The 24,372-nt window shown below is 60.6% G+C and carries 21 protein-coding genes; 4 read left to right on the forward strand and 17 right to left on the reverse strand.

Going from position 1 to position 24,372, the window contains the following annotated elements; genetic code table 11:
- Positions 1–102: 102 nt before the first annotated feature.
- Both phoR and phoB read right to left on the reverse strand, forming a co-directional pair.
- Positions 103–1,425: a phosphate regulon sensor histidine kinase PhoR gene (gene phoR / locus HBJ59_RS14680; protein ID WP_167663980.1), complete on the reverse strand. Its 1,323-nt coding sequence runs from the start codon at positions 1,423–1,425 to the stop codon at positions 103–105.
- A 43-nt stretch (positions 1,426–1,468) separates the two neighbouring features.
- Complete coding sequence (gene phoB / locus HBJ59_RS14685; RefSeq protein WP_003195617.1) at positions 1,469–2,158, reverse strand: phosphate regulon transcriptional regulator PhoB; 690 nt, start codon at positions 2,156–2,158, stop codon at positions 1,469–1,471.
- A gap of 152 nt (positions 2,159–2,310) precedes the next feature.
- Between phoB and HBJ59_RS14690 the strand changes: the two genes are divergently transcribed.
- Positions 2,311–2,691: a hypothetical protein gene (locus tag HBJ59_RS14690; RefSeq protein WP_076013187.1), complete on the forward strand. Its 381-nt coding sequence runs from the start codon at positions 2,311–2,313 to the stop codon at positions 2,689–2,691.
- A gap of 32 nt (positions 2,692–2,723) precedes the next feature.
- On the opposite strand, the gene ubiA is transcribed toward HBJ59_RS14690, so the two are convergent.
- Positions 2,724–3,614, reverse strand: a complete 891-nt coding sequence (gene ubiA, locus HBJ59_RS14695; protein ID WP_167663981.1) for a 4-hydroxybenzoate octaprenyltransferase — start codon at positions 3,612–3,614, stop codon at positions 2,724–2,726.
- Entirely contained in the window at positions 3,614–4,177 is a 564-nt protein-coding gene (locus tag HBJ59_RS14700; RefSeq protein WP_167663982.1) for a chorismate lyase, read from the reverse strand. Before HBJ59_RS14700 ends, ubiA begins: the two co-directional genes overlap by 1 nt.
- A gap of 196 nt (positions 4,178–4,373) precedes the next feature.
- Here HBJ59_RS14700 and HBJ59_RS14705 point away from each other — a divergent pair, with 196 nt between their 5' ends.
- From HBJ59_RS14705 to HBJ59_RS14715, 3 genes are all read left to right on the forward strand, one after another.
- The gene (locus HBJ59_RS14705; protein ID WP_032856748.1) at positions 4,374–4,541 is read left to right on the forward strand and encodes a rubredoxin; all 168 of its coding nucleotides are present in this window, start codon (positions 4,374–4,376) and stop codon (positions 4,539–4,541) included.
- Between the two features lie 41 nt (positions 4,542–4,582).
- A complete protein-coding gene (locus HBJ59_RS14710; RefSeq protein WP_167663983.1) occupies positions 4,583–5,731 on the forward strand; it encodes an NAD(P)/FAD-dependent oxidoreductase in 1,149 nt (382 codons plus the stop codon).
- A 191-nt stretch (positions 5,732–5,922) separates the two neighbouring features.
- The gene (locus HBJ59_RS14715) at positions 5,923–6,198 is read left to right on the forward strand and encodes an HU family DNA-binding protein (RefSeq protein ID WP_003213368.1); all 276 of its coding nucleotides are present in this window, start codon (positions 5,923–5,925) and stop codon (positions 6,196–6,198) included.
- A 123-nt stretch (positions 6,199–6,321) separates the two neighbouring features.
- On the opposite strand, the gene HBJ59_RS14720 is transcribed toward HBJ59_RS14715, so the two are convergent.
- From HBJ59_RS14720 to tssA, 13 genes are all read right to left on the reverse strand, one after another.
- On the reverse strand, positions 6,322–6,642 hold the full coding sequence (locus HBJ59_RS14720; RefSeq protein WP_167663984.1) for a hypothetical protein: 321 nt from the start codon (positions 6,640–6,642) through the stop codon (positions 6,322–6,324).
- An 88-nt stretch (positions 6,643–6,730) separates the two neighbouring features.
- The gene (locus HBJ59_RS14725) at positions 6,731–7,492 is read right to left on the reverse strand and encodes a pentapeptide repeat-containing protein (protein WP_178124271.1); all 762 of its coding nucleotides are present in this window, start codon (positions 7,490–7,492) and stop codon (positions 6,731–6,733) included.
- Positions 7,489–11,871: an RHS repeat-associated core domain-containing protein gene (locus tag HBJ59_RS14730; protein WP_167663986.1), complete on the reverse strand. Its 4,383-nt coding sequence runs from the start codon at positions 11,869–11,871 to the stop codon at positions 7,489–7,491. The genes HBJ59_RS14725 and HBJ59_RS14730 overlap by 4 nt, the downstream gene beginning before the upstream one ends.
- A gap of 14 nt (positions 11,872–11,885) precedes the next feature.
- Positions 11,886–12,320 carry a DcrB-related protein gene (locus HBJ59_RS14735; RefSeq protein WP_076013181.1) on the reverse strand — a complete coding sequence of 145 codons (435 nt, stop codon included), beginning with the start codon at positions 12,318–12,320 and terminating at the stop codon, positions 11,886–11,888.
- A gap of 15 nt (positions 12,321–12,335) precedes the next feature.
- The gene (locus HBJ59_RS14740) at positions 12,336–14,282 is read right to left on the reverse strand and encodes a type VI secretion system Vgr family protein (protein WP_167663987.1); all 1,947 of its coding nucleotides are present in this window, start codon (positions 14,280–14,282) and stop codon (positions 12,336–12,338) included.
- A 158-nt stretch (positions 14,283–14,440) separates the two neighbouring features.
- Entirely contained in the window at positions 14,441–17,119 is a 2,679-nt protein-coding gene (tssH, locus tag HBJ59_RS14745) for a type VI secretion system ATPase TssH (RefSeq protein ID WP_167663988.1), read from the reverse strand.
- Positions 17,112–18,155, reverse strand: coding sequence for a type VI secretion system baseplate subunit TssG (gene tssG / locus HBJ59_RS14750; RefSeq protein WP_008439466.1), 1,044 nt, complete (start codon positions 18,153–18,155; stop codon positions 17,112–17,114). The genes tssH and tssG overlap by 8 nt, the downstream gene beginning before the upstream one ends.
- Positions 18,119–19,978: a type VI secretion system baseplate subunit TssF gene (gene tssF / locus HBJ59_RS14755; RefSeq protein ID WP_167663989.1), complete on the reverse strand. Its 1,860-nt coding sequence runs from the start codon at positions 19,976–19,978 to the stop codon at positions 18,119–18,121. The genes tssG and tssF overlap by 37 nt, the downstream gene beginning before the upstream one ends.
- Positions 19,975–20,490 carry a type VI secretion system baseplate subunit TssE gene (gene tssE / locus HBJ59_RS14760; RefSeq protein ID WP_063034108.1) on the reverse strand — a complete coding sequence of 172 codons (516 nt, stop codon included), beginning with the start codon at positions 20,488–20,490 and terminating at the stop codon, positions 19,975–19,977. The genes tssF and tssE overlap by 4 nt, the downstream gene beginning before the upstream one ends.
- A gap of 78 nt (positions 20,491–20,568) precedes the next feature.
- Positions 20,569–21,057 (reverse strand): type VI secretion system tube protein Hcp, encoded by a 489-nt coding sequence (locus HBJ59_RS14765; protein ID WP_003213345.1) that lies wholly within the window; start codon positions 21,055–21,057, stop codon positions 20,569–20,571.
- Between the two features lie 174 nt (positions 21,058–21,231).
- The gene (gene tssC / locus HBJ59_RS14770) at positions 21,232–22,728 is read right to left on the reverse strand and encodes a type VI secretion system contractile sheath large subunit (RefSeq protein ID WP_167663990.1); all 1,497 of its coding nucleotides are present in this window, start codon (positions 22,726–22,728) and stop codon (positions 21,232–21,234) included.
- 2 nt (positions 22,729–22,730) lie between these two features.
- The gene (gene tssB / locus HBJ59_RS14775; RefSeq protein WP_010168268.1) at positions 22,731–23,237 is read right to left on the reverse strand and encodes a type VI secretion system contractile sheath small subunit; all 507 of its coding nucleotides are present in this window, start codon (positions 23,235–23,237) and stop codon (positions 22,731–22,733) included.
- A 54-nt stretch (positions 23,238–23,291) separates the two neighbouring features.
- Positions 23,292–24,311, reverse strand: coding sequence for a type VI secretion system protein TssA (gene tssA / locus HBJ59_RS14780; protein WP_076013176.1), 1,020 nt, complete (start codon positions 24,309–24,311; stop codon positions 23,292–23,294).
- Positions 24,312–24,372: the final 61 nt, after the last annotated feature.

The raw sequence follows: 24,372 nt of genomic DNA on the forward strand, positions 1-24,372 counted from the left end.
CTAATCAAAAAGGGTGAGCAGGTGGGCCTGAAAGGCAGGCGCAAGTCCGCCAATGTAGCGGCTGACGGGGCGCTTGCCTAGTGGCGGCTGCCGGGTGGAGGGTCACCCGTCCTGATGAATGACCCGTGAGCGTGTCATCTGGGCCGGCGGGAAATGGCAGGTAAAGGTACTGCCATGGCCGAGCACGCTGCTGATTTCCAGCCGCGCGCGATGGCGCAGCAGCACATGCTTGACGATGGCCAGGCCGAGCCCGGTGCCGCCGGTGTTGGAGTTGCGGCTGGAGTCGACGCGGTAGAAGCGTTCGGTGAGGCGCGGCAAGTGTTTGGCGTCGATGCCCATTCCGGAGTCCTGCACGCTGAGGTGTGCGCCCTGGTCATCGGCCCACCAGCGGATGCGGATATTGCCCTTGTCCTGGGTGTATTTGACGGCGTTGAACACCAGGTTGGAAAACGCGCTGCGCAACTCGCCCTCGCTGCCCTTGAGCAGGATCGACGGGTCGGCTTCGAGGGTAATCTGCTGTTCACGCTGCCCGGACAATGCCTGGGCGTCGCTCTTGATGGTCTGCAGCAGGCTTTGCACCGGCACCGGATGGTTGTCAGAGGGGTAATCGGTGGCTTCCAGCTTGGCCAGCAACAGCAGGTCATTGAGCAGGGTTTGCATGCGCCCGCCTTGCTGCTGCATCTGTTGCAGGGCACGGGTCCAGCGCGGGTTCACGTCCTCAACGTTATCGAGCAGCGTCTCCAGATAACCGCAAATCACCGTCAGCGGCGTGCGCAGTTCGTGGGAGACGTTGGCGACGAAGTCCTTGCGCATCTGTTCCAGCTGATGGATGCGCGTGACATCGCGCACCAGCATCAAATGTTCGTTATTGCCGTAGCGCGTCAGGTACAGCTGGATGCGCACGCGGTCGTTGGTAGGCGACGGAATTTCCAGGGCTTCTTCGAAGTTGTCCTGCTCGAAGTACTCCTTGAAACGCGGGTGGCGCACCAGGTTGGTCACCGGCTGGCCGCTGTCCTGGGGCGTCTTGAGGCCCAGCAGGGTTTCTGCGGCGCGGTTCCACCATTCCAAGTTGCCGTCGCTGTCGAGCATGATCACGGCGTCTTTCAGCGCGGCGGTGGACTCCTGGACCCGGTCAATTACCGCCTGCAGCCGCCCGCGTACACGTTGGTCGCGGCGTTGCAGGTGGTAGATGCTGTCGAACACCTCGCCCCACAGGCCGTAGCCATCGGGCGGTGCTTCATCAGGTTTGTGCTGGCGCAGCCACTCGTGCAGGCGCAGCAATTGCTTGAGGGTCCAGCCAAGATAGAGGCCGATGCCGACGGCCAGGCTCCAGCCGTAAAAGCCGCTGACCAGGCCCACCAGCAGGCAGCCGGTGATCAGCAGGAGCATGTGGCGGATCAGGGTGCCATGCCAGTTTTGGTTCACTTAAACACGCGTCCTTTCAGCTGTCTGGGCAGTTCGGGCTGGCTCAGCCTTTGGTGGAAAACCGGTAGCCAGTGCCGCGCACGGTTTGTACCAGATTCTCGTAAGCGTCGCCCAAGGCTTTGCGCAGGCGGCGGATATGCACGTCGACGGTGCGCTCTTCCACATACACATTGCCGCCCCAGACCTGGTCCAGCAGTTGGCCGCGGGTGTAGGCGCGCTCCTGATGGGTCATGAAAAATTGCAGCAGGCGGTATTCGGTAGGGCCCATCTCGGCGGGTTTGCCGTCGATGGTCACGCGGTGGCTGATAGGGTCCAGAATCAGGCCGTCGACTTCGATAGGCGCTTCGCCATCGGTTGGGCCGGCACGGCGCAGAACGGCTTTCAGACGGGCGACCAGTTCCCGTGGGGAAAAGGGCTTGGTGATGTAGTCATCGGCGCCGACTTCCAGGCCCTGGATCTTGTTGTCCTCTTCGCCCTTGGCGGTGAGCATGATGATCGGGATATCCCCGGTCAGCTCGTCACGCTTCAGGCGGCGGGCCAATTCGATGCCGGAGGTGCCGGGCAGCATCCAGTCCAGCAGGATCAGGTCCGGCTTGCGGTCGACGATAATGGCATGGGCCTGCTGGGAGTTCTCCGCCTCCAGGCAGTCATAGCCGGCCATTTCCAACGCAACGGCGATCATCTCGCGAATGGGCGCTTCGTCGTCAACGATCAGAATGCTCCTGCCAACCATGCTAAATCCTCTTGTCATTTAACTGTCTTGCGCCGCATTAGATAACGGAATTATTGCAGTCGTGTGACAGTAATTTAGTCGCTTAGGCATTCGGCGCCTCTCTGGACTACGCTTGGGGTCCGAATCCTGACAACCACAAAAGGAAGGTTCCCATGACTCACAGTACTTTTTCCTGGAAAACCCTGCTGGTAACGGCCGCGTTAACGCTGCCGACACTGGCGTTTGCGGCAGACCCGGCGATGACCAAGGACGGGATGCTGGTGGACCACAAAGGCATGACCCTCTACACCTTTGCCAAGGATGCTGATGGCAAATCCATGTGCAATGACAAGTGCGCCACCAACTGGCCGCCGTTGATGGCCGAATCCACCGACAAGCCCATGGGCAAGTGGACCGTCATCACCCGTGACGACCAGAAAAGCCAATGGGCCTACAGCGGCAAGCCCCTCTACACCTTCATTATGGACAAGAAGGCCGGCGATATGACCGGTGACGGCAAAATGGACGGGGCCTGGAAGGTCGCCAAGCCCTGAGTCAACCTGCTAGCGGTGAGGGGCGTGGCCCTTCACCGAAACCCGTAGTCCGCCACAATCCCGACAAAAATCGCCAACCCGGCCCAGTGGTTGTGCAAAAACGCCTTGAAGCATTTGAGGCGGTCCTTGTCCCGGGTGTACCAGAACTCCCAGGCAAAACACCCGGCCGCCGCCAGTAAGCCCAGGTGGAACCAGCCACCCAACTCAAAGCGCATCCCCGCCAGCCACAGGCAAGCCAGCGCCAGACCCTGCAAGCTCAGGATGATCACCCGGTCGGCTTCGCCAAACAGAATGGCGGTAGATTTGACCCCGATTTTCAGGTCATCGTCGCGATCAGTCATTGCGTAATAGGTGTCGTAACCCACCGTCCACAACAGGTTGGCGATGTATAGCAGCCACGCTGCGGCAGGCAGGCTACCGGTCTCTGCGGTGAACGCCATTGGCATGCCCCACGAGAACGCCGCGCCCAATACCACCTGCGGGTAGTAGGTGTAACGCTTCATGAATGGATAGCTGGCCGCCAGCGCGAGGCCGCCCAGGGACAGCCAGATCGTCATGGAATTGGTCAGCAGCACCAGCAGGAAACTGATGAACATCAGCACCGCGAAGAACACCAGCGCCTCTTTCGAGCTGATCTTGCCGCTCACCAGCGGCCGCTGTTCGGTGCGTTTCACGTGACCGTCGACCTTGCGGTCGGCCCAGTCATTGATGACGCAACCGCCGGCCCGGGTCAGTACCACGCCGAGTACAAAAATCACGATGTTAAGCAGCGATGGCGAACCCTTGCCGGCAATCCACAGCGCCCACAGCGTGGGCCACAGCAGCAGATAAATGCCGATGGGCTTGTCCATGCGGGTCAACTGGATGAAGTCCCAGGCCCTGGGGTTCAAGCGATTCAGGGATTTGAGCAGGCGCTGGTACATCAGCAATTCTCCGGATGGTCGTGCACGGCTTGCCACAGGGTCGGCAGGAAAATCTCCGCCACCAGCACGCTCAGCGGCCCGCGATCAAAGCGCGAGCGGCGCGCCCACAGGTTATCGACCTGGTCCGCAGTAGGCAGCCATTGCCGTGGATAGCGGCATACCTCGATCGGCTGGCGCGTGAAGGCATGGTCACAAAACAGCAACTCCCCCAGCGACCGGCTGCCCAACTCATCCATGTGCAAACCGTCGCCTTGCAAGGCGCTGCGGGCCGCCACGCTGCGGGCAAACACCCACGGCTGGCCATGGCCACGCAAATACACCTCGCGCACCCAGCCGATGCTGGCGGCGGGCAGGTCCAGGGCGGCGCATTCGTCGTCTCGCAGCGGTTGCCAGCCTTCGAACAGCGGCGTCACGCTGAAGCCATCGCTGGACAGACATGTAAGGCGCCGGGTCAGCGAACCTTCATCGAACAGCCAGTTGAGTGTCAGCGGCGCGGGCAGTGGGCTCAGAAGGCTCTGGGTCAGCCATCGGCAAGCATCGGGAAGGGCGTTTGAATGCGGCACGGAGGGTCATTATTGGCAGTTAATGAGGCGGCGAGCTTACCATGGTGCCCTGGACTTTTGCCGGGACGCGCCAGGCCCATGCGTCGATCATGCTTGCATCTGCGCCTGCTGATCAGTACAAAACGCCCTGAGCCGCACGGCAAGGTTTCATCTATCGACTGTCGGCCAACACGCCTGGACCCTGAGGAAGCAAGTAATGAAGAAGTGGCAATGTGTCGTCTGTGGCCTGATTTACAACGAAGCAGACGGATGGCCGGATGACGGTATCGCGCCGGGCACCCTGTGGCAGGACGTCCCCGAAGACTGGCTGTGCCCGGACTGCGGCGTGGGCAAAATGGATTTCGAAATGATCGAAATCGGCTGATTTAAGAAGCAATTCAAGAACCGTACTACAAGGAGAAAGGAATGAACGCACCTGTCGTGATCGTCGGCACGGGTTTGGCCGGTTACAACCTGGCTCGGGAGTTTCGCAAGCTTGATAGCGAAACCCCGCTGTTGCTGATCACCGCAGATGACGGGCGCTCCTACTCCAAGCCCATGCTTTCCACCGGTTTTGGCAAGAACAAGGAAGCCGACGGCCTGAGCATGGCTGAACCGGGCGCCATGGCCGAGCAACTCAAGGCCGAAGTGCGCACCCACACCCGCATCAGCGGCATCGACCCGGGTCACAAGCGTTTGTGGATCGGTGAGGAGGCGGTGATCTACCGCGACCTGATCCTGGCCTGGGGCGCAGAAACCGTGCGGGTGCCGGTACAGGGCGACGCTGCTGACCTGATTTTCGCGATCAACGACCTTGAAGACTACGCGCGCTTTCGCGCGGCGGCGGCCGGTAAGCGCCGGGTGCTGTTGCTGGGCGCCGGGCTGATCGGTTGCGAGTTCGCCAACGACCTTATCCTCGGTGGCTACGAGATCGACCTGGTGGCGCCGTGCGAGCAAGTCATGCCGACCCTGCTGCACCCGGCGGCGGCTGCAGCGGTGCAGGCCGGGCTTGAAGGCCTGGGGGCGCGCTTCCACCTGGGCCCGGTGCTCAATCGCCTGCAGCGCAACGCTGACGGCCTGGAAGCCCACCTGTCTGATGGCGAAGTGATCCAGTGCGACCTGGTGGTGTCTGCCATCGGCCTGCGCCCCCGTGTCGATCTGGCCGCCGCCGCCGGCTTGCAGATCAACCGTGGGATCATGGTCGACCGCCACCTCAAGACCTCCCACGCCAACATCTACGCCCTGGGCGACTGCGCCGAGGTAGATGGCCTGAACCTGCTGTACGTAATGCCCCTGATGAGTTGCGCCCGCGCCCTGGCGCAGACGCTGGCGGGCAACGCGACCGCTGTCAGCTACGGGCCGATGCCTGTCACAGTAAAAACCCCGGTCTGCCCGCTGGTCGTCTCGCCACCGCCACGGGGCACCGAAGGTGTGTGGAGCGTCGAAGGGCAGGGCGGCGACATCAAGGCCCTGTGCCGCGACGCCAGTGGCCGCCTGCTGGGTTACGCCCTGACCGGCACGGCCGTGATGGAAAAACTGGCCCTTAACAAAGAACTTCCGCCGCTGCTGGCGTAAATGCTGGTCGTTCTGTCGGAATAAGCATCATTTTGCCCACAGAAAGGTCGCCGTGAGACTGGCGCAGGCCCCGATGGCATGCCATCCTCACTCCCGTCTGCCGCAGAGTAGAGCCTGCGGCGCCTTGGGCGCTGCTCCGAAAGAGAGCAGCACGGACATAACAACAAAAAACCGTCAAAGAGGCTTCACTTATGCGTAAACCAGAACTCGCAGCCGCTATTGCTGAAAAAGCAGACCTGACCAAAGAACAGGCCAACCGCGTACTCAACGCCGTACTCGAAGAAATCACCGGCGCGCTGCATCGCAAGGACAGCGTCACCCTGGTCGGCTTCGGCACCTTCCTGCAGCGCCACCGCGGCGCCCGCACCGGCAAAAACCCGCAAACCGGCGAGCCGGTGAAAATCAAGGCGAGCAACACCGTTGCGTTCAAGCCAGGCAAGTCGCTTAAAGACAGCGTCAATCCGTAAGTAAAGAAGCCTGCGCTACGCACATGCGAGTGTGAGCGCGGGATAAAAAATGGGCACGCCGACTGGGTCGGGTGCCCATTTTTTGTGGCTTTTTGAACGTTGCGTCCGGTTAATGAGACCGGCTTAGTACTCGATAAACGCGTCATTCTCGAAATAGAAAACAAACGCTTTGAATAGGTCTGCAACACTTACTGTTGGCAGCTGATCTTTTGCATTGTCGACTACGTCCTCGATTGCTGAGGTTTCCAGCGTTGCAATCCAACCGTCCTCTTTCGCCTGTTTCGGCAAATAGTCGTCGGAGTCAGGCGGGAAATCCGAACTATCGAGTGAAAATACACCTAAGGTCTCAGCGCTCCACTGCGCGGCATCTGGAGGTAAGTAGAACCACCCTTGCGGGTTGTTCTCTGGTGAAGAGAGAGCATCGCGAATTGAGACCAATTTCATATCGCTTCCTCATATCAGGGTTAAGGGGGCGGATTATTCAATTTATCTAATGGTCATTTAATCTAAACAAATCTTTCCCTTTTATAATTTAAGCATCTTGAAGAAGTGAAATAAATCGTGAGGTGAATTCCTCGCCCTCATAATCTTCGAGGTTTTCAATATTGAAGACAGCTCCGCGTTGAGTTGTAAGTTTTAATAGTCGTCGCTTCAATATCTTATTGATCTGGCTTTCAGGTTCTGCAGATATGATAGTGAGTGCTTTTTTCGCACGAACTGCCACATCTTTGAAGAAAATGTGTTTGGCCTCGGCGGGTGGGGTTATATTTTCCAGGTTGCAGTTTTCAAAGGTTACATAATCAAGTTTGCAAAGTTCAAAGTCAGCAGAAAGTGGCGTGCTGGGTTGATCTGATATGAAATTAACTTCCTGGAGTTTTCCAGCGAATTTAATGGTGGATATATTTTTTACATTAAATGAATTATCAATAATTTTGCACTGAGAGAATGTGCAGTTGGCAAAAGTGCAATCCTTCAAGGACGCTTCTCGAAAGTCGCACTTCACAAACGTGCAGTTCTCAAATTTGCTATTGCTGAAACCTGATCCTTGAAAACTTGTAGTTTTGAACGAGCAATCGGTCAAGGATGTTTTATTGAAGAATCGCGAGCCGGAAAAGTCAGCTTTTTCAAAGTCGCAATTTTCCAAAATGCATTGGTCAAAAATCGGATCGCAGAGTTTTGCGTTTTTTAATTTGCAACCACTGATAAGCTCGTTTTCAAAACGCGTTTTTTTAGGCAAAACGAGTCCTTCCTGCGAAACGCCGGACAGTACTTTTGATGGAATTTTGTCACTCACCATAATATTCCTTCATAACCATTGCCCCAGTCCCCATAACGCCGCTGATGCGTTCCTCTTTTCCAGTCAGCCTTCGTCGTGAGATCCCACCAGGTTTTAGTTTTAGTTTCATACACATCGGGTAGACGTTGCCCTGATTTTGACACCTCCAAATGCCCAAGTGACGGATCATTTTTCACTCTGATTTTGAAGTCTGCATCTATTCGCTGCCCTACATACCGACGATAGCGTGAGCGTGCTTGTCCGAGATCGCCTCTGTCATAGGCTCGTTTTACTGCTGCTCTTTGTTTTGGGGTCAAAGACCTTTGAGGATTACTGTAAACGGCCTTTCTAGCGGCATTGGCGTGTGCCTGAAGCTTGCTAGTTGTTGCGCCGCAAGGTGCCCACCCCAACGGATCGATCCATCCCGAAGGGTTAGGAGAATACTGATAAAGGTTAAAACCTCCTGCCAGCCCGACAGGGTCAGGCGTTGTAAAACGGCCCACATCCGGATCATAAAACCGAAATGTATTGAAATGCAGCCCCGTCTCCCGGTCCAGGTACTGTCCCTGAAACCTTAGATTCTGCTCTTCAAGGTAGTAAGGCTCGCGCACCTCCTCCGACGTATTGCCCCACACTTGATAACTGGCCTGCCAGAGGTTGTGTCCATCGGTCTCGGTCAACTGCTCAGGGAGCCCGTTCAGATCATTGTGGTAGTAGCGAATTTTTTGCAGCGACCCGGTACCGTCTATTCGGGCTAGAGGCTCGTAGCTTTCCCCTTCATAAACATAAAGGCTGGTCTGGCTGTGTTTGTGTTCCTGCAATAGGCGTAAACCATCCCAGATGAAACGCGTCTGGCCCAGTGGATTGCCATTGTCGTCATGCTCTGTTTTTTCGACGCGTCGCCCCAGTGGGTCATAGCTCATCCTGACCACGTTGCCGCTCTCATTTCGCACTTCAACCAGGCGACTTTCAGCGTCGTAGGCAAAGCGCTGAAAACCCCGGATGCTACTGCGTTTTTCGATCATACGACCCAAGGCATCGTATCGATAACGCTTGTCCTGATAGGTGAGCAGCCGGTTATGCCGTACAAGGCCCCCCTGATGCGGGCTATCCAGTAGATTGGCTGCGGCGTCATAGGAGTAGGTTTCGCTCCTTCCCACTTGGTGGCAGACAAGAATCCGGTCGGTACTGTCGTAACCCAACTGCTCTTGACGATCATGAACACGGTCAACACGCCGACGCCCGATCAGGTTATCGCTGGGATCGTAGCTGTAGTCAGTCTCAACCAACGGCGGCAACTGCCACGGTTGGTCAATACTGCGGCGCTGGCGCGAGCGAACCCTTCCACTGCGGTCATACGCGGTGTTCGTTCTGAGTTGACCTTGAGTGCGCTGCACTTCGCGGTGCAAACGATCACGCTCGAAGTCGCTGATGACCTTTCCATCGAGATTCAACTGATGCAGGTGACCGCTGCCGTAGTAGAGGCGGTTCAGCCATCGACCGTCGGGCAACTGGGTCTGAATCAGGTTCCCCAATTCGTCGTAGTGATGCTGCAAGGAACCTGCTGTGCTTTGCTCCTCCAGCAGTTGCCCGAGCGCGTCGTAGCTGAAGCCGAGTCGCTGCTGCCGACCGTCAAGCGCGGTGAACGTGACGCCGACCAGTTGGTCGTTCAGATCATGTTCGTAAACGGTGGTGCCGTCGGCGGTGACTTTGCTGACCAGGCGTCCAACCGGATCTCGCTGAAATTGGTGTGACAACGGCGCTACCGGCTCGCCTTCCGTCCCCGGCAGGTAGTCCACGGCGACGACATCATCCATCGGGTCATAGGTGTAGCAACGCCGACTCTGGTCGAGGTCTTGCTGCCGCACCATGCGGTCGGACGCGTCCCACTCAAAGCGGTAGCTTTCGCCGTTCTCATTGGTCAGCTTGCGCAGTCGGCCATAGGCGTCATGGTCGAACATGACCGTGCGGTTATGCGCATCCCAGCGTTGTTTGACCAGACCACGCAGGTCATAGGCATAGCGCGTGGTGCTGCCGGCCGGGTCGACATGGGCCGTCAGGTAACCGCTGGCGCTGCGTTGGAACTGTTCCACGCGGCCATCCGGGAGCTGGCATTCCAGCAATAGCCCCTGAGGACCGTACCGGTAGCGAACCGACTCACCTTCCGCATTGGTCTGCACCACCAGATTGCCGAAGGCGTCGTATTGATAACGGGTGGGATAACCCGAGCAATCCACCGCTTCGACCAGTTGGCTCCATTCGTTCCAATGCAGCGTTTTGGTTTTTTCCGTGGCATCGATGATGCGCACCGGTTGACCGAACCCGTCGTAGACATAGCGCGTGCTATTGCCCAGCGGGTCGATTTCCTCGATGCAGTTGCCTCGCTGATCGTAGCGGTAATGCCAACTGTTGCCCGCAAGGTCGGTCTCTACTTGGGGCAATGCCCAGTGCGCGAGCCACTGCGTGCCGCTGGTTCTGGACAGCGGGTCGATCACCGCGCTCAGGTTGCCGGACTCATCGTAATTGAAGCGCCACTGACCGTTTTGCGGGTCAATCGCGCCGAGCAACTGGCGATCTTCGCTCCACTCGAACTGCCACGTATGGCCCAGGTTGTCGACGTAGCGAGTGATCTGGTACTGCGGGTTCCACTCTCGTGTGCTGACGCGCATCAGGCCATCGGTCACGCGGGTAATGCCTGCGTCGAGATCGTAGTCGAAGGTGTATTCATCGCCTGCATCTGTCCAGTGGCGGCTCACGCGCCACTCGTCACCGTGGGGTCCGGTCACTGCACTCCATTGATAGAAGCAGCGCAGGCCACTCGGCAACTGGTGTTCGACCATTCGCCGGCCATTGTCATAAGCAAAGCGTCGAAGGGTGGTACCTTGCACGTCCAACACTTCAGCCAGGTCGCCGTTGCTGTCATAGCGGTAGCTGACGAGCACGTCGCTGCGCGCATCGAAATGGTCCTGGCGCAGGTAACGCCGTTCGATGTGGCTCACGCGCCGTGGATATTCGGTCGAGTAGCTCAGCTCGACGTGCATCAAGTCATGAGTGTCGCGCAGGCGATACAGCCGCCCCTGAGTGTCGTAGTCGAGAAAGATCCGCCCTTCATTGCGATCACCCAGCAGCTGCAGACGCATCCGCGCGCTGTTCAGTGGGTCGGGCTCGAACAGGCGATACAGGCCGTCGATGCTCTCGATCAATACCGCGCCGTCGGCACTGCGCCTGACCGCAAGGCCTTCGCCCGGGTCGAATGCTCCGCCGGACAAGGGGATGTAGCCGATCTCCAGGCGGCGCCCTTGCTCATCGATGTAGAGCAGGTTTTCGTCTGCATCTATCTCAATCGACACTTCATACGCAACGCTCCAGCCCGCGCCGAAGAGACCGTCCTGGCGTGTGTCGAGGCTGCTGTAGAAACGCTGCCAATCTATCGGGAGCAAACCCGGCAGCACGAAATCCAGTTCCTCGTCCCCACCCAGGACCTTGGCCCCGGTCGCGCTGTGAACCGGATTGGGCGAGCCATTCATGGCGCTCTTGAGCGCAGAGGTAACCTTGCTGGTTGCATAAGAAATGGCACCGCCCACCACCAAGCCACCAACCAGGCACGGCAGCTTGGTCCAGAAACACTTCACGTTACCCCGCAACGCCATCACCACCGCAATCGCCAAACCCACGCCCGGCGTCTTGCCGCTACGAATCTCTTGCACCACGATGGTCCCGCCACCGATGCGCACATCCGGCGAGATCAGGCCCGGGGCTGTACCAATCTTGGCGTCGCACGTACTGCGATCGCCACTGCGTGCCGCAGGCTGCCCGTTGATGAACACCGAGCTGGACCCCTCGGCAATGAATTGCAGGGGCATGGGCGGGTGCTTGTTGCATGCCACAGTGTCCAGCGGGCAAGGCTCGGTGCCAGGGGCGGGGGAGGCGACGGTCGGGCGCCACATCTGTGAGAAAAACTCCCCGGCCATGTCCAGGAAGCTGGGGGCTGGCGGTTCGCTGGGTGCGACCGGAACAGCAGTCATCTTGCCAGCGGCGCGGGCAGCTTTTTTGCCATTGATGAAGACGTTGTCCGAACCGCTGGTGATGAAGGCATCGATCACCGGCGGGAAAACCCAGTTGGCGGCGGACTCGCACCAACTGGATATTTTCAGGTCGGCCCCTGTGAGCCCTGCGGTGATCCCAACGACTGCCCCCACTACCAAAACCAATGCAACGCCGCCTGTGGCGATGGTCGCACCGGTCGCGAGGAAAACCGCCCCTGCAACGGCCAGGCAGCCCACGGTAGTGAGTGCGGCATAGGCCGCCACTTCCAGCACGCCGCCGAGAATATCGGCCATCACCGAGGTGTGCAGCAGCGCGTCGCCTTCGCGGGCAGCCCAGAGGTCTTCACTCATTGTTCAGACTCTACTCAGGGCGTGGCGACGAAGTTAAGCGTGTTCTTGAGCGTTGCCCAATGTGCCGCTTCGGCAGGCCCCAGGGGCTGGGTCTTAACGTAGCTCAGGGCAATCAAGCGGCGTGTGCCGGGTATCTGCATCGCCAGCTGATATTGGTAAATATTGTCACTGCCTTTGTTGAAACGGTTCTGCACCTCAAAGGCGTCGATGTCCTGCGCTGGCCCCACCTTGACGGCTTGCGCCGGCGAATAACGAAGGTCTTTGACTTGCTGCTCAAGTTTTTTAAGCTGGCCCTCGAAGTTGCTGTGTAAGGTCTCGCCATCTGCCAACGGGCTGCGGCTGACCACCAGCGTGGTGCCCAGCTTGGCGAACTTGAGAATGTTGATCGAGGTGTCCTGCACCTCTGCATCGGGCAGGGTGAATTGGGCTTCGTTGATCAGGTAATTCATGGTGGAGAAATCTCGTTATTGACCAGCGCCGGGCTTGCCAGGGAATTTTGATTCGACGGCGGACTTGATCGTGCTTTGCACGCCTTGGGCACCGGGCACCGTGCCCTTTTCGTTGCCCAGGTTGATATCCAGTTTGCCCTTCGTCTGGATTTTGCTGCTGCCGGTGGAAAACAGGTTGAACGAGCCACAGGTCAGGTTGATGTCTCCACCGGCCTTGAGCTCAATCACACTGGCGCCGCACACCAGGCGAATACTGTCGCCCGCCTCGATGGTGTAGGTCGTGGCGGCACTGTCAGACTTGGCACCGCCCACAATCACGGTGTCGTTGTTGCGCACAACCCGCAGGCGGTTACTGCCAATCGTCACCGTCTCGTTATGCCCAATACTCTTGTTCCGGTCATGCCCCACCGAATGACTTTCATCCACCTCAACCACGATGTCCTGGTTACGCTCGGCATGGATGTACAACTGCTCCAACCCCTTCTTGTCCTCCATGCGGATTTCATTGAAGTTGGCCGGCGTGCCGCCTTTGCTGGAGCGGCTCTTCATCCCGCTTTGGGTGGCGTTTTCCGGCAAGTCGTAAGGCACCGTCTGCTCGGCGTTGTACACGCGGCCGGTAATGATCGGCCGGTCCGGATCACCCTCGAGAAAGCTCACAATCACTTCCTGACCAATCCGTGGAATCTGCATGGAGCCCCAGTTTTTACCGGCCCATGACTGCGATACACGAATCCAGCACGAGCTGTTTTCGTTGGACTGGTCGTGACGGTCCCAATAGAAATGCACCTTGACCCGGCCATATTGGTCGGTCCAGATTTCTTCGCCTTTGGGGCCCACCACCAGCGCCGTCTGCGGGCCTTTGACGATGGGCCGGTAGGTGTTGGCCAGCGGGCGGAAACTCTGTTGCGCGTCGATGCAGGTCAGGGTGCTTTCGAACTGGGCCGAGGCTGCGCCACCGCCGCTTTCGAGGCTTTCCTGGGAGATGTAGTAGCGGGCGCCGACGATCAGGTATTCGCGGTTCTGGTCGCGGCGGCTGAAGCCGGTGAGGCTGAACAGGTGGCCGGAACCCAGGCCCCGTGCGTTGCCGCTGAACTCCACTTGTTCGTGCAGGGTTTGCAGGGCTTCGATGCGGGTGCGTGCGTAGTGTTCGCCGTCTTCGCTTTTGACGTAGGTGCCGGGGTAGTCGTACAGCGGGTAATCGCCGGCGGTGTGCGGGCGCGGCATGGCCGAGCGTACGTCGATGCTGGCGCTGGGGCGCTGGAAGTCGTAGTCGTTGAGCTCAAGGGAACCAGGCTGTACTTCCTGCGCCAAGTGCCAGTTGTGCATATGGTCGCGTTCGCGCTGCTGCTCGTCCTTGGGGTAGTAAGGCACCGAGGCGTAGCCGGGCACGTTGGCGTGGGCACCGTAGGCATCGGCCAGCACCAGCACGTGGCGGTCCTGCTCGTGGCGGAAGAAGTAGTAGATGCCTTCCTGTTCCATCAAGCGGCTGACGAAATCGAAGCTGGTCTCGCGGTACTGCACGCAGTATTCCCACTCGCGGTACGGCCGGCTCAAGGCGTCTTCGAAGTCGGAAAAACCCAGGTCGCGGAACACCTGCTTGATGATCTGCGGGATGCTCAGGTTCTGGAAAATCCGGCAGTCGGAGGTGCGGCTCAGCAGCCACAACCATGGGCGCAGGGTCACCTGGTAACTGGCGAACTGGCCTTGGTCGATGTTCTGGCTGCAGCGGGCGACGATGCCGTGGAAGTGCCGCTCGCCACCGTCCGCCAGTTGCAGGTTCAGGCTCATCGGCTTGCCCAGCAACTGGTTGAGGTCGATGTTGGCGTCCAGCGAGGTCAACTGCAGTTCAAAATTGAACAGCCGCCCCAACTCTTCACCGCCGCCCATTTCATTGAGCAGCAGCACATCCGGCCCCAGGGGGCTGGTGATCTTGGCCAGGCGTGACGATTGGTTGAATAGCATCGGTTAACCCGTAAATTGCGTAATAACTGTAGGAACCGGCTCCAACTGTGGGAGCGGGCTTGCTCGCGAACGCGGTGAATCAGTCACCGGATGCCTCAACTGATACACCGCTTTCGCGAGCAAGCCCGCTCCCACAGTTTTGATCGCATTCCGTCAGGTCAATCCGCGTCGTTGAAGTCGTAGTGCAATTCGTTATCCCGCGTGCTGATCCGCACCCCCGCCAGCGCCTTGCCTTCGAGCATGCGGGTGAGGAATTCGCGGCTCATGTCCGGCAGCAGGCTGTTGGTCAGGAGGGTGTCGATCATCCGCCCGCCGCTTTCGGTTTCGGTGCAGCGGGACACGATCAGGTCGACGACTTCGTCGTCGTAATCGAAGGCGACTTTGTGGGTGTTCTCCACGCGCTTCTTGATGCGGTTGAGTTGCAGGCGGGTGATCGCTTTCAGCATCTCGTCGCTCAGCGGGTAGTACGGAATGGTCACCAGGCGGCCGAGCAGCGCCGGCGGGAAAATCTCCAGCAACGGTTGGCGCAGGGCCTTGGCGATTTCCTCGGGCTCTGGGATGTTCGCCGGGTCTTTGCAGACCCGGGAAATCAGCTCGGTACCGGCGTTGGTGGTCAGCAGGATCAAGGTGTTCTTGAAGTCGATCACCCGGCCTTCGCCGTCCTCCATCACGCCCTTGTCGAATACCTGGAAGAAGATCTCGTGCACGTCCGGGTGGGCTTTTTCCACCTCGTCCAGCAGCACCACGCTGTAGGGTTTGCGCCGCACGGCTTCGGTCAGCACGCCGCCTTCGCCGTAGCCGATGTAGCCCGGTGGCGCGCCCTTGAGGGTCGACACGGTGTGGGCTTCCTGGAACTCGCTCATGTTGATGGTGATGACGTTCTGCTCACCGCCGTACATGGCTTCGGCCAGGGCCAGGGCGGTTTCGGTCTTGCCCACGCCGGAGGTGCCGGCGAGCATGAACACGCCAATCGGCTTGCTTGGGTTGTCGAGGCCGGCGCGGGAGGTCTGGATGCGCTTGGCGATCATCTGCAAGGCGTGGTCCTGGCCGATGATGCGCTTCTTCAGGTGCTGGTCGAGGTTGAGCACCGTCTCCAGTTCGTTGCGGGCCATGCGGCCCACGGGGATGCCGGTCCAGTCGGCGACCACCGAGGCCACGGCCTGGTAATCCACGGTCGGCAGGATCAGCGGGGTTTCGCCTTGCAGGGTGGAGAGGCGCTGTTGCAGATCGACCAGTTGCGCACGCAGCTCGTCGCTCTCGTTATTACCCGCATCACTGTCAACCACACCGGCTTTTTCACGCAACGTCGCACGGGTGGCGAGCAACTCATCCACCAGGGTTTTCTCTTCGGCCCAGCGGGTTTCCAGGGTGGCCAGGCGCTCGCGTTCGGCACCCAGCAGCGCTTCGCTGTTGGTCTGGCGCGCACCGATGGCGATGCCGATCGCATGCTCGCGGGCGATGATTTGCAGCTCGGTTTCCAGTGCCTCGATTCGACGGCGGCTGTCGTCGACTTCCGCCGGCACCGCGTGCAGGCTGATGGCGACGCGGGCGCAGGCGGTGTCCAGCAGGCTCACGGATTTGTCCGGCAATTGACGCGCCGGAATGTAGCGGTGGGACAGCTTCACTGACGCTTCCAAGGCTTCATCGAGGATCTGCACCTGATGGTGTTTCTCCATGGTCGAGGCCACGCCGCGCATCATCAGCAGCGCCTTGTCTTCCGACGGCTCGGCCACTTGTACCACCTGGAAGCGGCGGGTCAGGGCCGGGTCTTTTTCGATGTGCTTCTTGTACTCGGCCCATGTGGTGGCGGCCACGGTACGCAAGGTGCCACGGGCCAGGGCAGGCTTGAGCAGGTTGGCCGCGTCACCGGTCCCGGCGGCGCCACCGGCACCTACCAGAGTGTGGGCTTCGTCGATAAACAGGATGATCGGTTTCGGCGAGGCCTGGACGTCTTCGATGACCTGGCGCAGGCGCTGTTCGAACTCGCCTTTCATGCTGGCGCCGGCTTGCAGCAGGCCGACATCGAGGCTGCGCAGTTCCACATCTTTCAGCGCTGGCGGCACGTCGCCGGCGACGATGCGCAGGGCGAAGCCTTCGACCACGGCGGTCTTGCCGACGCCGGCTTCACCGGTAAGGATCGGGTTGTTCTGGCGGCGACGCATTAGGATGTCCACCAGTTGGCGGATCTCTTCGTCACGCCCGACGATCGGGTCGAGCTTGCCGCTACGGGCTTGTTCGGTCAGGTCGACGGTGAAGCGCTTGAGGGCTTCCTGCTTGCCCATCGCGCTCGGGGCCATGGCGCCGCTGGCTTCGCCGGGTACGGCGCCGGCATTGAAACCGTCGCTGGCACTCAGTGCATTTTCGGGCGAGTCGCCGACGTACTCGTCAAAGCGTTCGCTCAGGGCTTCGGCCTTGATCTTGTCGAACTCTCCAGACAACCCCAGCAGCGCATGGCGCAGGCTTGGCGTCTTGAGGATCCCCAGCACCAGGTAGCCGGTGCGCACCTGGGTTTCGCCAAACATCAGGCTGCCGTAGACCCAGCCACGCTCGACCGCTTCTTCCACATGGGACGACAGGTCGGTGATCGACGTCGAACCACGGGGCAGGCGGTCCAGGGCTTCGGTCAGGTCACGGGCCAGGCGCGCCGGCTCGACGTTGAACTGCCGGATGATGCGGTGCAGGTCTGAGTCCTGCAGTTGCAGCAACTGGTGAAACCAGTGGGCCAGTTCCACATACGGGTTGCCCCGCAGCTTGCAGAACACGGTGGCGGCTTCGATGGCCTTGTAGGCCACGCTGTTGAGTTTGCCGAACAGTGCGGCGCGACTGATTTCACCCATGCTCTGGATTCCTTGAGGTGTTGGCGTGTTCGGCGTAATGCCGGGCCAGGATTAGGTCGTTGGCGTCATGCTCGGGTTGGCCGAGCCAGGTGTTGAAACCGAGGCGGAACTGGCCGTTGAGTTGCAGGGCCGGCACTTCCGGTTGTTGCAGGATCAGGTTCAGGTCCCAGTCCAGTTCATGGCCCAGGTACTCGGCGACCCACGCCACCAGCTCGTTGAACGGCTGGCTGCCAGGCAGCATGCCCATGTAGTCATCGAGCTTCAGCGGGCCGAGGCGGATACGGAATTTGTGCTGGCGGTCCCACACGTGGCTGCCCAGGCAAAAGTCCACGCCCAGCTGGTTGGCGCTGACACTCACGCGGCTGCGCTCGGGCAGTTCCAGCCATTGGCCGACGTATTCTTCGATTTCCACCGGCAGGCCGAAGTACTCGCCGAGAATCGCCTTCAGGCCATCCGGGTAGCGGGTTTGCGCCGACAGGTGGCCGCTGTAATGCAGCTTCGCCGTGTCGGGGATCAGGCCTTGGTTGAGCAGGCTCGGTGTACCGCGACCACTCAGTGCCGCGAGGCGCGCCGACCAGTAGTCATCGTCCGGGCGGTCATGGCTGACGGTCGGCCGTGCCTCGGCCCATGCGCGATAAAACAGAGTCAGCAGGCGGTGGTGGAACACATCCAGGAAGCGCTTGCTGGTGCTGTCGGCGTTGTTGCGCTGGCGCTCACGCACGTACTCGGTGATGTGCAGCGGCAGCGGGCCGTTGGGGCCGCCGAGGCCGAAGAAGAACTGCTCCAGCCGTGCCGGCTGGCCTTCAGCCCCAGGTTCGACCGAGGCCAATGTGGCCGGCGCAAAGGTGCAATCGGCCTGCTGCCCGAGACGCAATGGGTCATCCGCCAGGCGCAGGGAATGTCCCAGGCGTGGCAGGTCCGGCGATTCGCACTCGATACGACGCAGCGCCTGGAAGAAGTCATATTCCCAGGGCTCCTGATGCATCGCATCCAGAGTACTCACAGGGTCGGACGGCGTCCGGGCTTGGCTTTCCATCGCATGATCTCGCCGCGTTCGGTGGTACGGATCACCGTCTCGGTAAAACTGTTGATCGACACATAGCGTGCCAGGAACCGTTCAAACACCGCACCGAGCAGGAACACGCCGGTGCCGCGGAACGCGTTTTCATCAAACTCCAGGGTGATCTCAAGGCCCCGGCCAAACACGATCGGGCCGGGCATCGGCAGGCGGCGGGTCACCGCTTTGCTGCTGACTTCCCGCAGGCCTTCGATCTGCAATTGCAGGGCGGCGTCGTTGCTGTCGCCATACAGGCGCAGCAGTTCGCGTAACGCGGCGGCGCCCTGGCCTTGCTCGCTCAGCGACAGGTAGTTCAACGACAACTGGCTGATCAGGCGCCAGGCCTTGGCGTCATGGGCATGGCTGGCGCGCGGGCGGCTTGGCCCGGCGACGCAACGCACGGCCAAGACCGGCGCACTGTCGGCCAGGGTGAAGTCGGTCTTGCCGTTGCCCACGCTCATGAACAGCGGCAAGTCGCGGTTGGTGCACAGCGCGGTAACGCCCAGTTGGCGCAGGTCATGGCGGTACGGCGCTTGCTGGGTGTCCACCAGGCTGACGAAGGTTTCGCTGCCCACATAGGTGGAGCGCGGCCCGTTGCGGCGCTGGTCGCTGGACAACACGCGGGGTTCGCGTCGCACCGTGTAGTAAGCCTGGTCACGGCCATAGCGCGACGGATCGCGTACGGCGTAGAACGGCAAGAACGGTTGCTCCGGTCCGGTGCCGTGGCCCGTGATGCCACTCAAGGAGTGAATCTCGAAATCCATCGGCCGCGTGCGGTCGGCGATCACATGGTGTTCGTTGACCCGCTCGGACAGGTGGATCCGGTCCACGCGCTTGGGAAACAGGTTGATTGCCGGGGTGCAGAACGGCACGAACTGCGCCTTGCCGACGCTGCCTTCCAGGCTTGGATCGTGGCGGTCGAACAGCACGATCAGTTCCAGCTCCTGGCCGTCACAGCGCTTGACGGCGCGGCTCAGCTCAGCGAATTCAACGAATAGAAAACGGTGGGGCAGGGCGAAGTACTCCTGGAGCAAGCGATAGCCCTGGAATGCCCGAGGCACCACCGGCATTGCCGCATCGGCGTCGTCGAAACCCCGGGAGCGCAAGGCATCCTGCGGCAGGCGTTCAACCCAATCGCCACCAGGCTTGCGCGCGAACACCGCACAGGCGTTGCCCAGCAGCTGTTCGTAGAGGCGGAACGGTTGCTCGTCGGCACCGCTGAGGTACAGCGGCAAGTTATCCAGCGCCAGGCTACTGAACGGCAGCTCGGCGCCGGTACGCAAGGTCAGGCGCAGGCCGGCCTTGGCCTTGGGTTCGCTGGCGGCCAAACGCCCGAGCACCGTGGACGGGTTGCCGAAGTACTCGGCCTGGGCGACCTGCAACGGCCACAGTGTCACCGGGTGCGCGGTGCGGTACTCGCAGCAGGTCTGGGTTTCGCGGCCCAAGGCGGCGCGCAAAACGGTGTCGCGGGGCAGTGGAAAACCACTGGCCAGGGAGCCTTCATCGGGATCGGCCTGCAACTGCACCACGGTCATCGACGGGGTCGGCGCCAGGTAGTGCGGGTAGGCGATCTCCAGCAGGTTGTTGGTGAAGGTCGGGTACTCGGCGTCGAGTTTGAGCTGCACCCGGGCCGTGAGATACGCAAAGCCTTCGAGCAAACGCTCGACGTACGGGTCGGCGCAGTCCATGCCGGACAGGGTCAGCCGACTGGCGATCTTCGGGTATTCCTTGGCGAACTCGGCGGCGCTTTCGCGCACGTGGTGCAGTTCCTGGTTGTACAGCTCCAGCAGGCGCGGGTTCATGGGCGTCTCCGCTGGTCGGCGTTGACCACGCGCACATGGCCGGATTCCAGGTCCAGGTCGGTTTGCAGCAACAGGCGCAATGGCACCGGCTGCGCCCACAGGTCGCCCTCGATCTCGAAACTCAGGGCGTTATGGTTCATCTCGCCATGGCCGACGCGCGCCTTGACCCGCAGGGTATGACGCAGGATACGCGGCTCGAAGGTGGCGATAGCTTGTCGAATCAAGGCTTCCAGGGCACTGACGTCGACACTGGAGACACTGTTGCCCGCCAGGGCAGGCAGCCCGTAATTGACCACCGACGTACCGGCCGGCGTGTGCAGCGTGGCATCGGCGTTGAGCAGTGAAGTGGTGTTGAGCAGCCACGTCAGGTCACGCAGCACCGAGGCTTTCAATTGGCTCAGGGACAGCACGCGTTTGTCGGCGCTTTCCTTGGGATTGGTCGGGTCATCGTCGGTCAACCGGTCCAGCAGGGACGGTTGCAGGCGATCGCGGGAAGCAATTTCAGTTACCACCAAAGCAGCTCCACGGACGGGTTGCGAGAGGAACAGGGGGCTTGCAGCCGCCACTTGGGGTGGCGGCTACAGGGGCAATCAGCGTTTGGTGTTGGAGCGAATGTTCCAGCCAAACTTGATCGCGCCGCCGTCTTTGGTGCCGTCGGCTTTCTGTGGCTGGTAGTCCACCATCACCTGGGCAAAGTTCAGGGTCACGTTTTCGGTGAGGCGATCATCGCTGCCCGAACCGCCGGTGCTCAGGGAGGTGACCAGCACTTCTTCCAGGTTGATGATCATGTACTCGACCTGGCTTTCACCACCGGCCTTGCGCACGGTCAGCGTGACCTTGTCGATGTGCTTGCCGCTGGCGCAGTGCATCATCAGGTTAGGCGAGGCCTTGTCGACGTACTTGGTCAGCGACAGGTCCTGGATGTTCACCTTGCCCGCGCCGCCGCCACCGCCAACGTGCATGTTGCCGGACTGGGCCATGCCCCAGCTCCAGTTCAACACGTCGATTTCGTCCTTGTGGGCCTTGTCCATGGACTCGCCCTTGATGTCGCCGATCTTGATGAAAATATCAACAGCCATGTTTTCTCCCTGTGTGGACTCAGCCACGATATTTGGTTAACCCAAGGGCGGTGCTTTTCTGTGGGAGCCGGGCTTGCCCGCGATGGCATCACTGCGGTCTGAATGACAGACCGCGTCGCCTGCATCGCGGGCAAGCCCGGCTCCCACAAAAAGCCCGATCCCGGCGGATCTTTATTACGCGCCTTTCGCCGAAGGCAGTTTCGATACCAGGCGCAGCGACACCGTCAGCCCTTCAAGCTGGTAGTGCGGGCGCAGGTAGAACCGGGAGTTGTAGTACCCCGGGTTGCCTTCAACGTCTTCCACGATCACTTCGGCAGCCGCCAATGGATGCTGGGCCTTGGTGGTTTCGGTGGAGTGCGCCGGGTCGCCGTCCACGTAGTTGAGGATCCAGTCCTGCAACCAGCGCTGCATCTCGTCCTTCTCTTTGAAGGAACCGATCTTGTCGCGCACGATGCACTTCAAGTAGTGAGCGAAACGGCAGGTGGCGAACAGGTACGGCAGGCGCGCGGCCAGGTTGGCGTTTGCGGTGGCGTCCGGGTCATCGTATTCGGCCGGTTTCTGCAACGACTGGGCGCCGATGAAGGCGGCAAAGTCGGTGTTTTTCTTGTGCAGCAGCGGCATGAAACCGTTCTTCGCCAGTTCCGCTTCACGGCGGTCGCTGATGGCGATTTCGGTCGGGCACTTCATGTCCACACCGCCGTCATCCGTCGGGAAGGTGTGGGCCGGCAGGTTCTCGACTTCACCGCCAGACTCCACGCCACGGATGCGCGAGCACCAGCCGAAGTGTTTGAACGAACGGTTGATGTTCACCGCCATCGCATAGGCCGCGTTGGCCCAGGTGTACTTGGAGCTGTCGGCACCGTCGGTGTTTTCTTCGAAGGCGAAGGCTTCCACCGGGTCGGTCTTGGCGCCGTACGGCAGGCGCGCCAGGAAGCGCGGCATGGTCAGGCCGATGTAGCGCGAGTCTTCCGATTCACGCAGGGAGCGCCAGCCGGCGTATTCCGGGGTGGTGAAGATTTTGGTCAGGTCGCGCGGGTTCGACAGTTCCTGCCACGAGCCCATGCCCATCACAGTCGGCGAAGCCGCGGCAATGAACGGCGCGTGCATCGCGGCGCAGACTTTCGACAGCTCGCCCAGCAGCTCCACGTCGGGAGGCGACTGGTCGAAGTAGTAGTCGCCCACCAGGCAACCGTAAGGTTCGCCACCGAACTGGCCGTATTCTTCTTCGTACATCTTCTTGAAGATCGGGCTCTGGTCCCACGCGGTGCCCTTGAATTTCTTCAGGGTCTTGTGCAGGTCCGGCTTGGAGATGTTGAGCACGCGAATCTTCAGTTGCTCATCGCTCTCGGTGTTGTTCACCAGGTAGTGCAGGCCACGCCAGGCGCTTTCCAGTTGCTGGAAATCCTGGTGATGGATGATCTGGTTGACCTGGGCGGTGAGCTTGGCGTCGATGGCGGCGATGATCGATTCGATCGACTTGATCGCGTCGTTGGACACCAGGTCCGTCTGGGCCAGTGCCTGCTCGGCCAGGGTGCGCACGGCGGTTTCCACGGCTTCGCGGGCACGCTCGGTCTTGGGTTTGAATTCTTGCAGCAGCAGCGACGCGAACTCGCTGGTTTCTTCGGTAGCGCCCAGGTTCTGGGCGCCTTCGCGGGCGGTATGCTCGGTCATGATTACTGGTCCCCTGCCGGCTTCGGCGCGCTCGCAAGGGCCTGCAGCAATGCCGGGTCCTTGATCGCTTTCATGATGATTTCTTCAGCGCCGGTCTTGCCGTCCATGTAGGTCAGCAGGTTGGCCAGCTGCGTGCGGGCTTCGAGCAGCTTGTTCAGCGAGTCGACCTTGCGCGCCACGGCGGCGGGGCTGAAGTCGTCCATGCTTTCGAAGGTGATGTCCAGGCTCAGGTTGCCTTCGCCGGTCAGCTCGTTGGGCACGTGGAACGCGACGCGTGGCTGCATGGCCTTGAGGCGCGAGTCGAAGTTGTCGACGTCCACTTCAAGGAACTTGCGGTCGGCCACCGGCGCCAGAGGCTCGGCGGGCTTGCCGGCGAGATCGGCCATCACACCCATGACGAAGGGCAGCTGGACCTTTTTCTCGGCGCCGTAGAGCTCGACGTCGTACTCGATCTGCACCCGAGGCGCACGGTTGCGCGCGATGAATTTCTGAGAACTTTGCTTCGCCACGTTGCTGCTCCTGGTCGCTTGAGCGACGGTGTTGTAACTGCGCGATCCGTACGCTTATTCGCTGTCCGGCCCGCGCAGATTTTCAAATTGGGACATGCCGTCGGGAATCAGGTTGCGCACGATGGCCGCAAAGTCGGCGTGCACCAGATTCTTCGCTCGGTTCAACAGCACCGGCAGCGGGCTCGAAGGCTCGTGGCGGGTGTAGTACGCAAGTATTTTGTCGAGGCTGCGCAGCACTTCATCGCGGCTCGCGATGTCGCCGGTCGGGCGTGCTGCAACGGGCGCGGCGGCGTATTCAACCGAGGGGGCATTGTCGTCACTGACAACCTCGGGCTCGCTGGCGGCGCCGCTGTGTGGGGCATATTGGTTGAGTATCTGCACGGCCTGCTTGAGCAGTTGCTTCAAGGGGCCGAGGTCCACGCCCTGGGCGGAACCGACCTGGTCGCTGACGTATTGTTCGATGGCATCACAGGCGGCGCGGGCGGCGTTCAGCGCGTCGCGGGTGGCTTGCAGTTGCTCGGCATCGCTGTCGAGGAACGCGCCGTTGAGCTGTTCGGCGCCGAGGCTTTCGCCGGGGAAACTCTGCAGCCCGCTGGCATTCAGCGCGGCGCGCAGGCTGACGGGGCCGAAGGTGCGCGAACGGGTAAGAATGGCTTCGCGCAGCAGGCGGATGTTCGCGTCGCTGGTCACGCCGCTGAGGGCGTTGATGCGCACGGTGGGGTCGTTGTCGTCATCGGCATCCAGGCGCGGATGCAGGTCGGCCCAGTATTCGCGCAGCAGCGCGTTGATCAGCGTGAGCGCGTCGGCAAGCCCCGCGATGCCCTGGAGGGCGAGGGCGCTTTGCAACAGGAAATGGGTGATGCGCAGGTCTTTGCTGCGTTGCAGGAGGTCGAGGCTTTGCTGCTGGATGCTGCGCCATTCCGGAGGTTCGGCGGGCAGGATCGAGTCGCCCATGCTGCGCTCGGGTTGACCCTGTGCGGCACGCTCAAGATGCAAATAATCGGCGTCATATTCCAAGTCTTCGCCACAAGGCGAAGTCGCGGAAACGGCGGCGAGCAGCAGAGGCACATCCACTAAATTCGATCTCCCTATCAGCCCGTTAGATGACGGGCAACTCATGCATTAGTTGCGCGAG

Origin of the sequence: Pseudomonas sp. AN3A02 (genome assembly GCF_011765255.1) — a bacterium.
Classification (GTDB): Bacteria; Pseudomonadota; Gammaproteobacteria; order Pseudomonadales; family Pseudomonadaceae; genus Aquipseudomonas.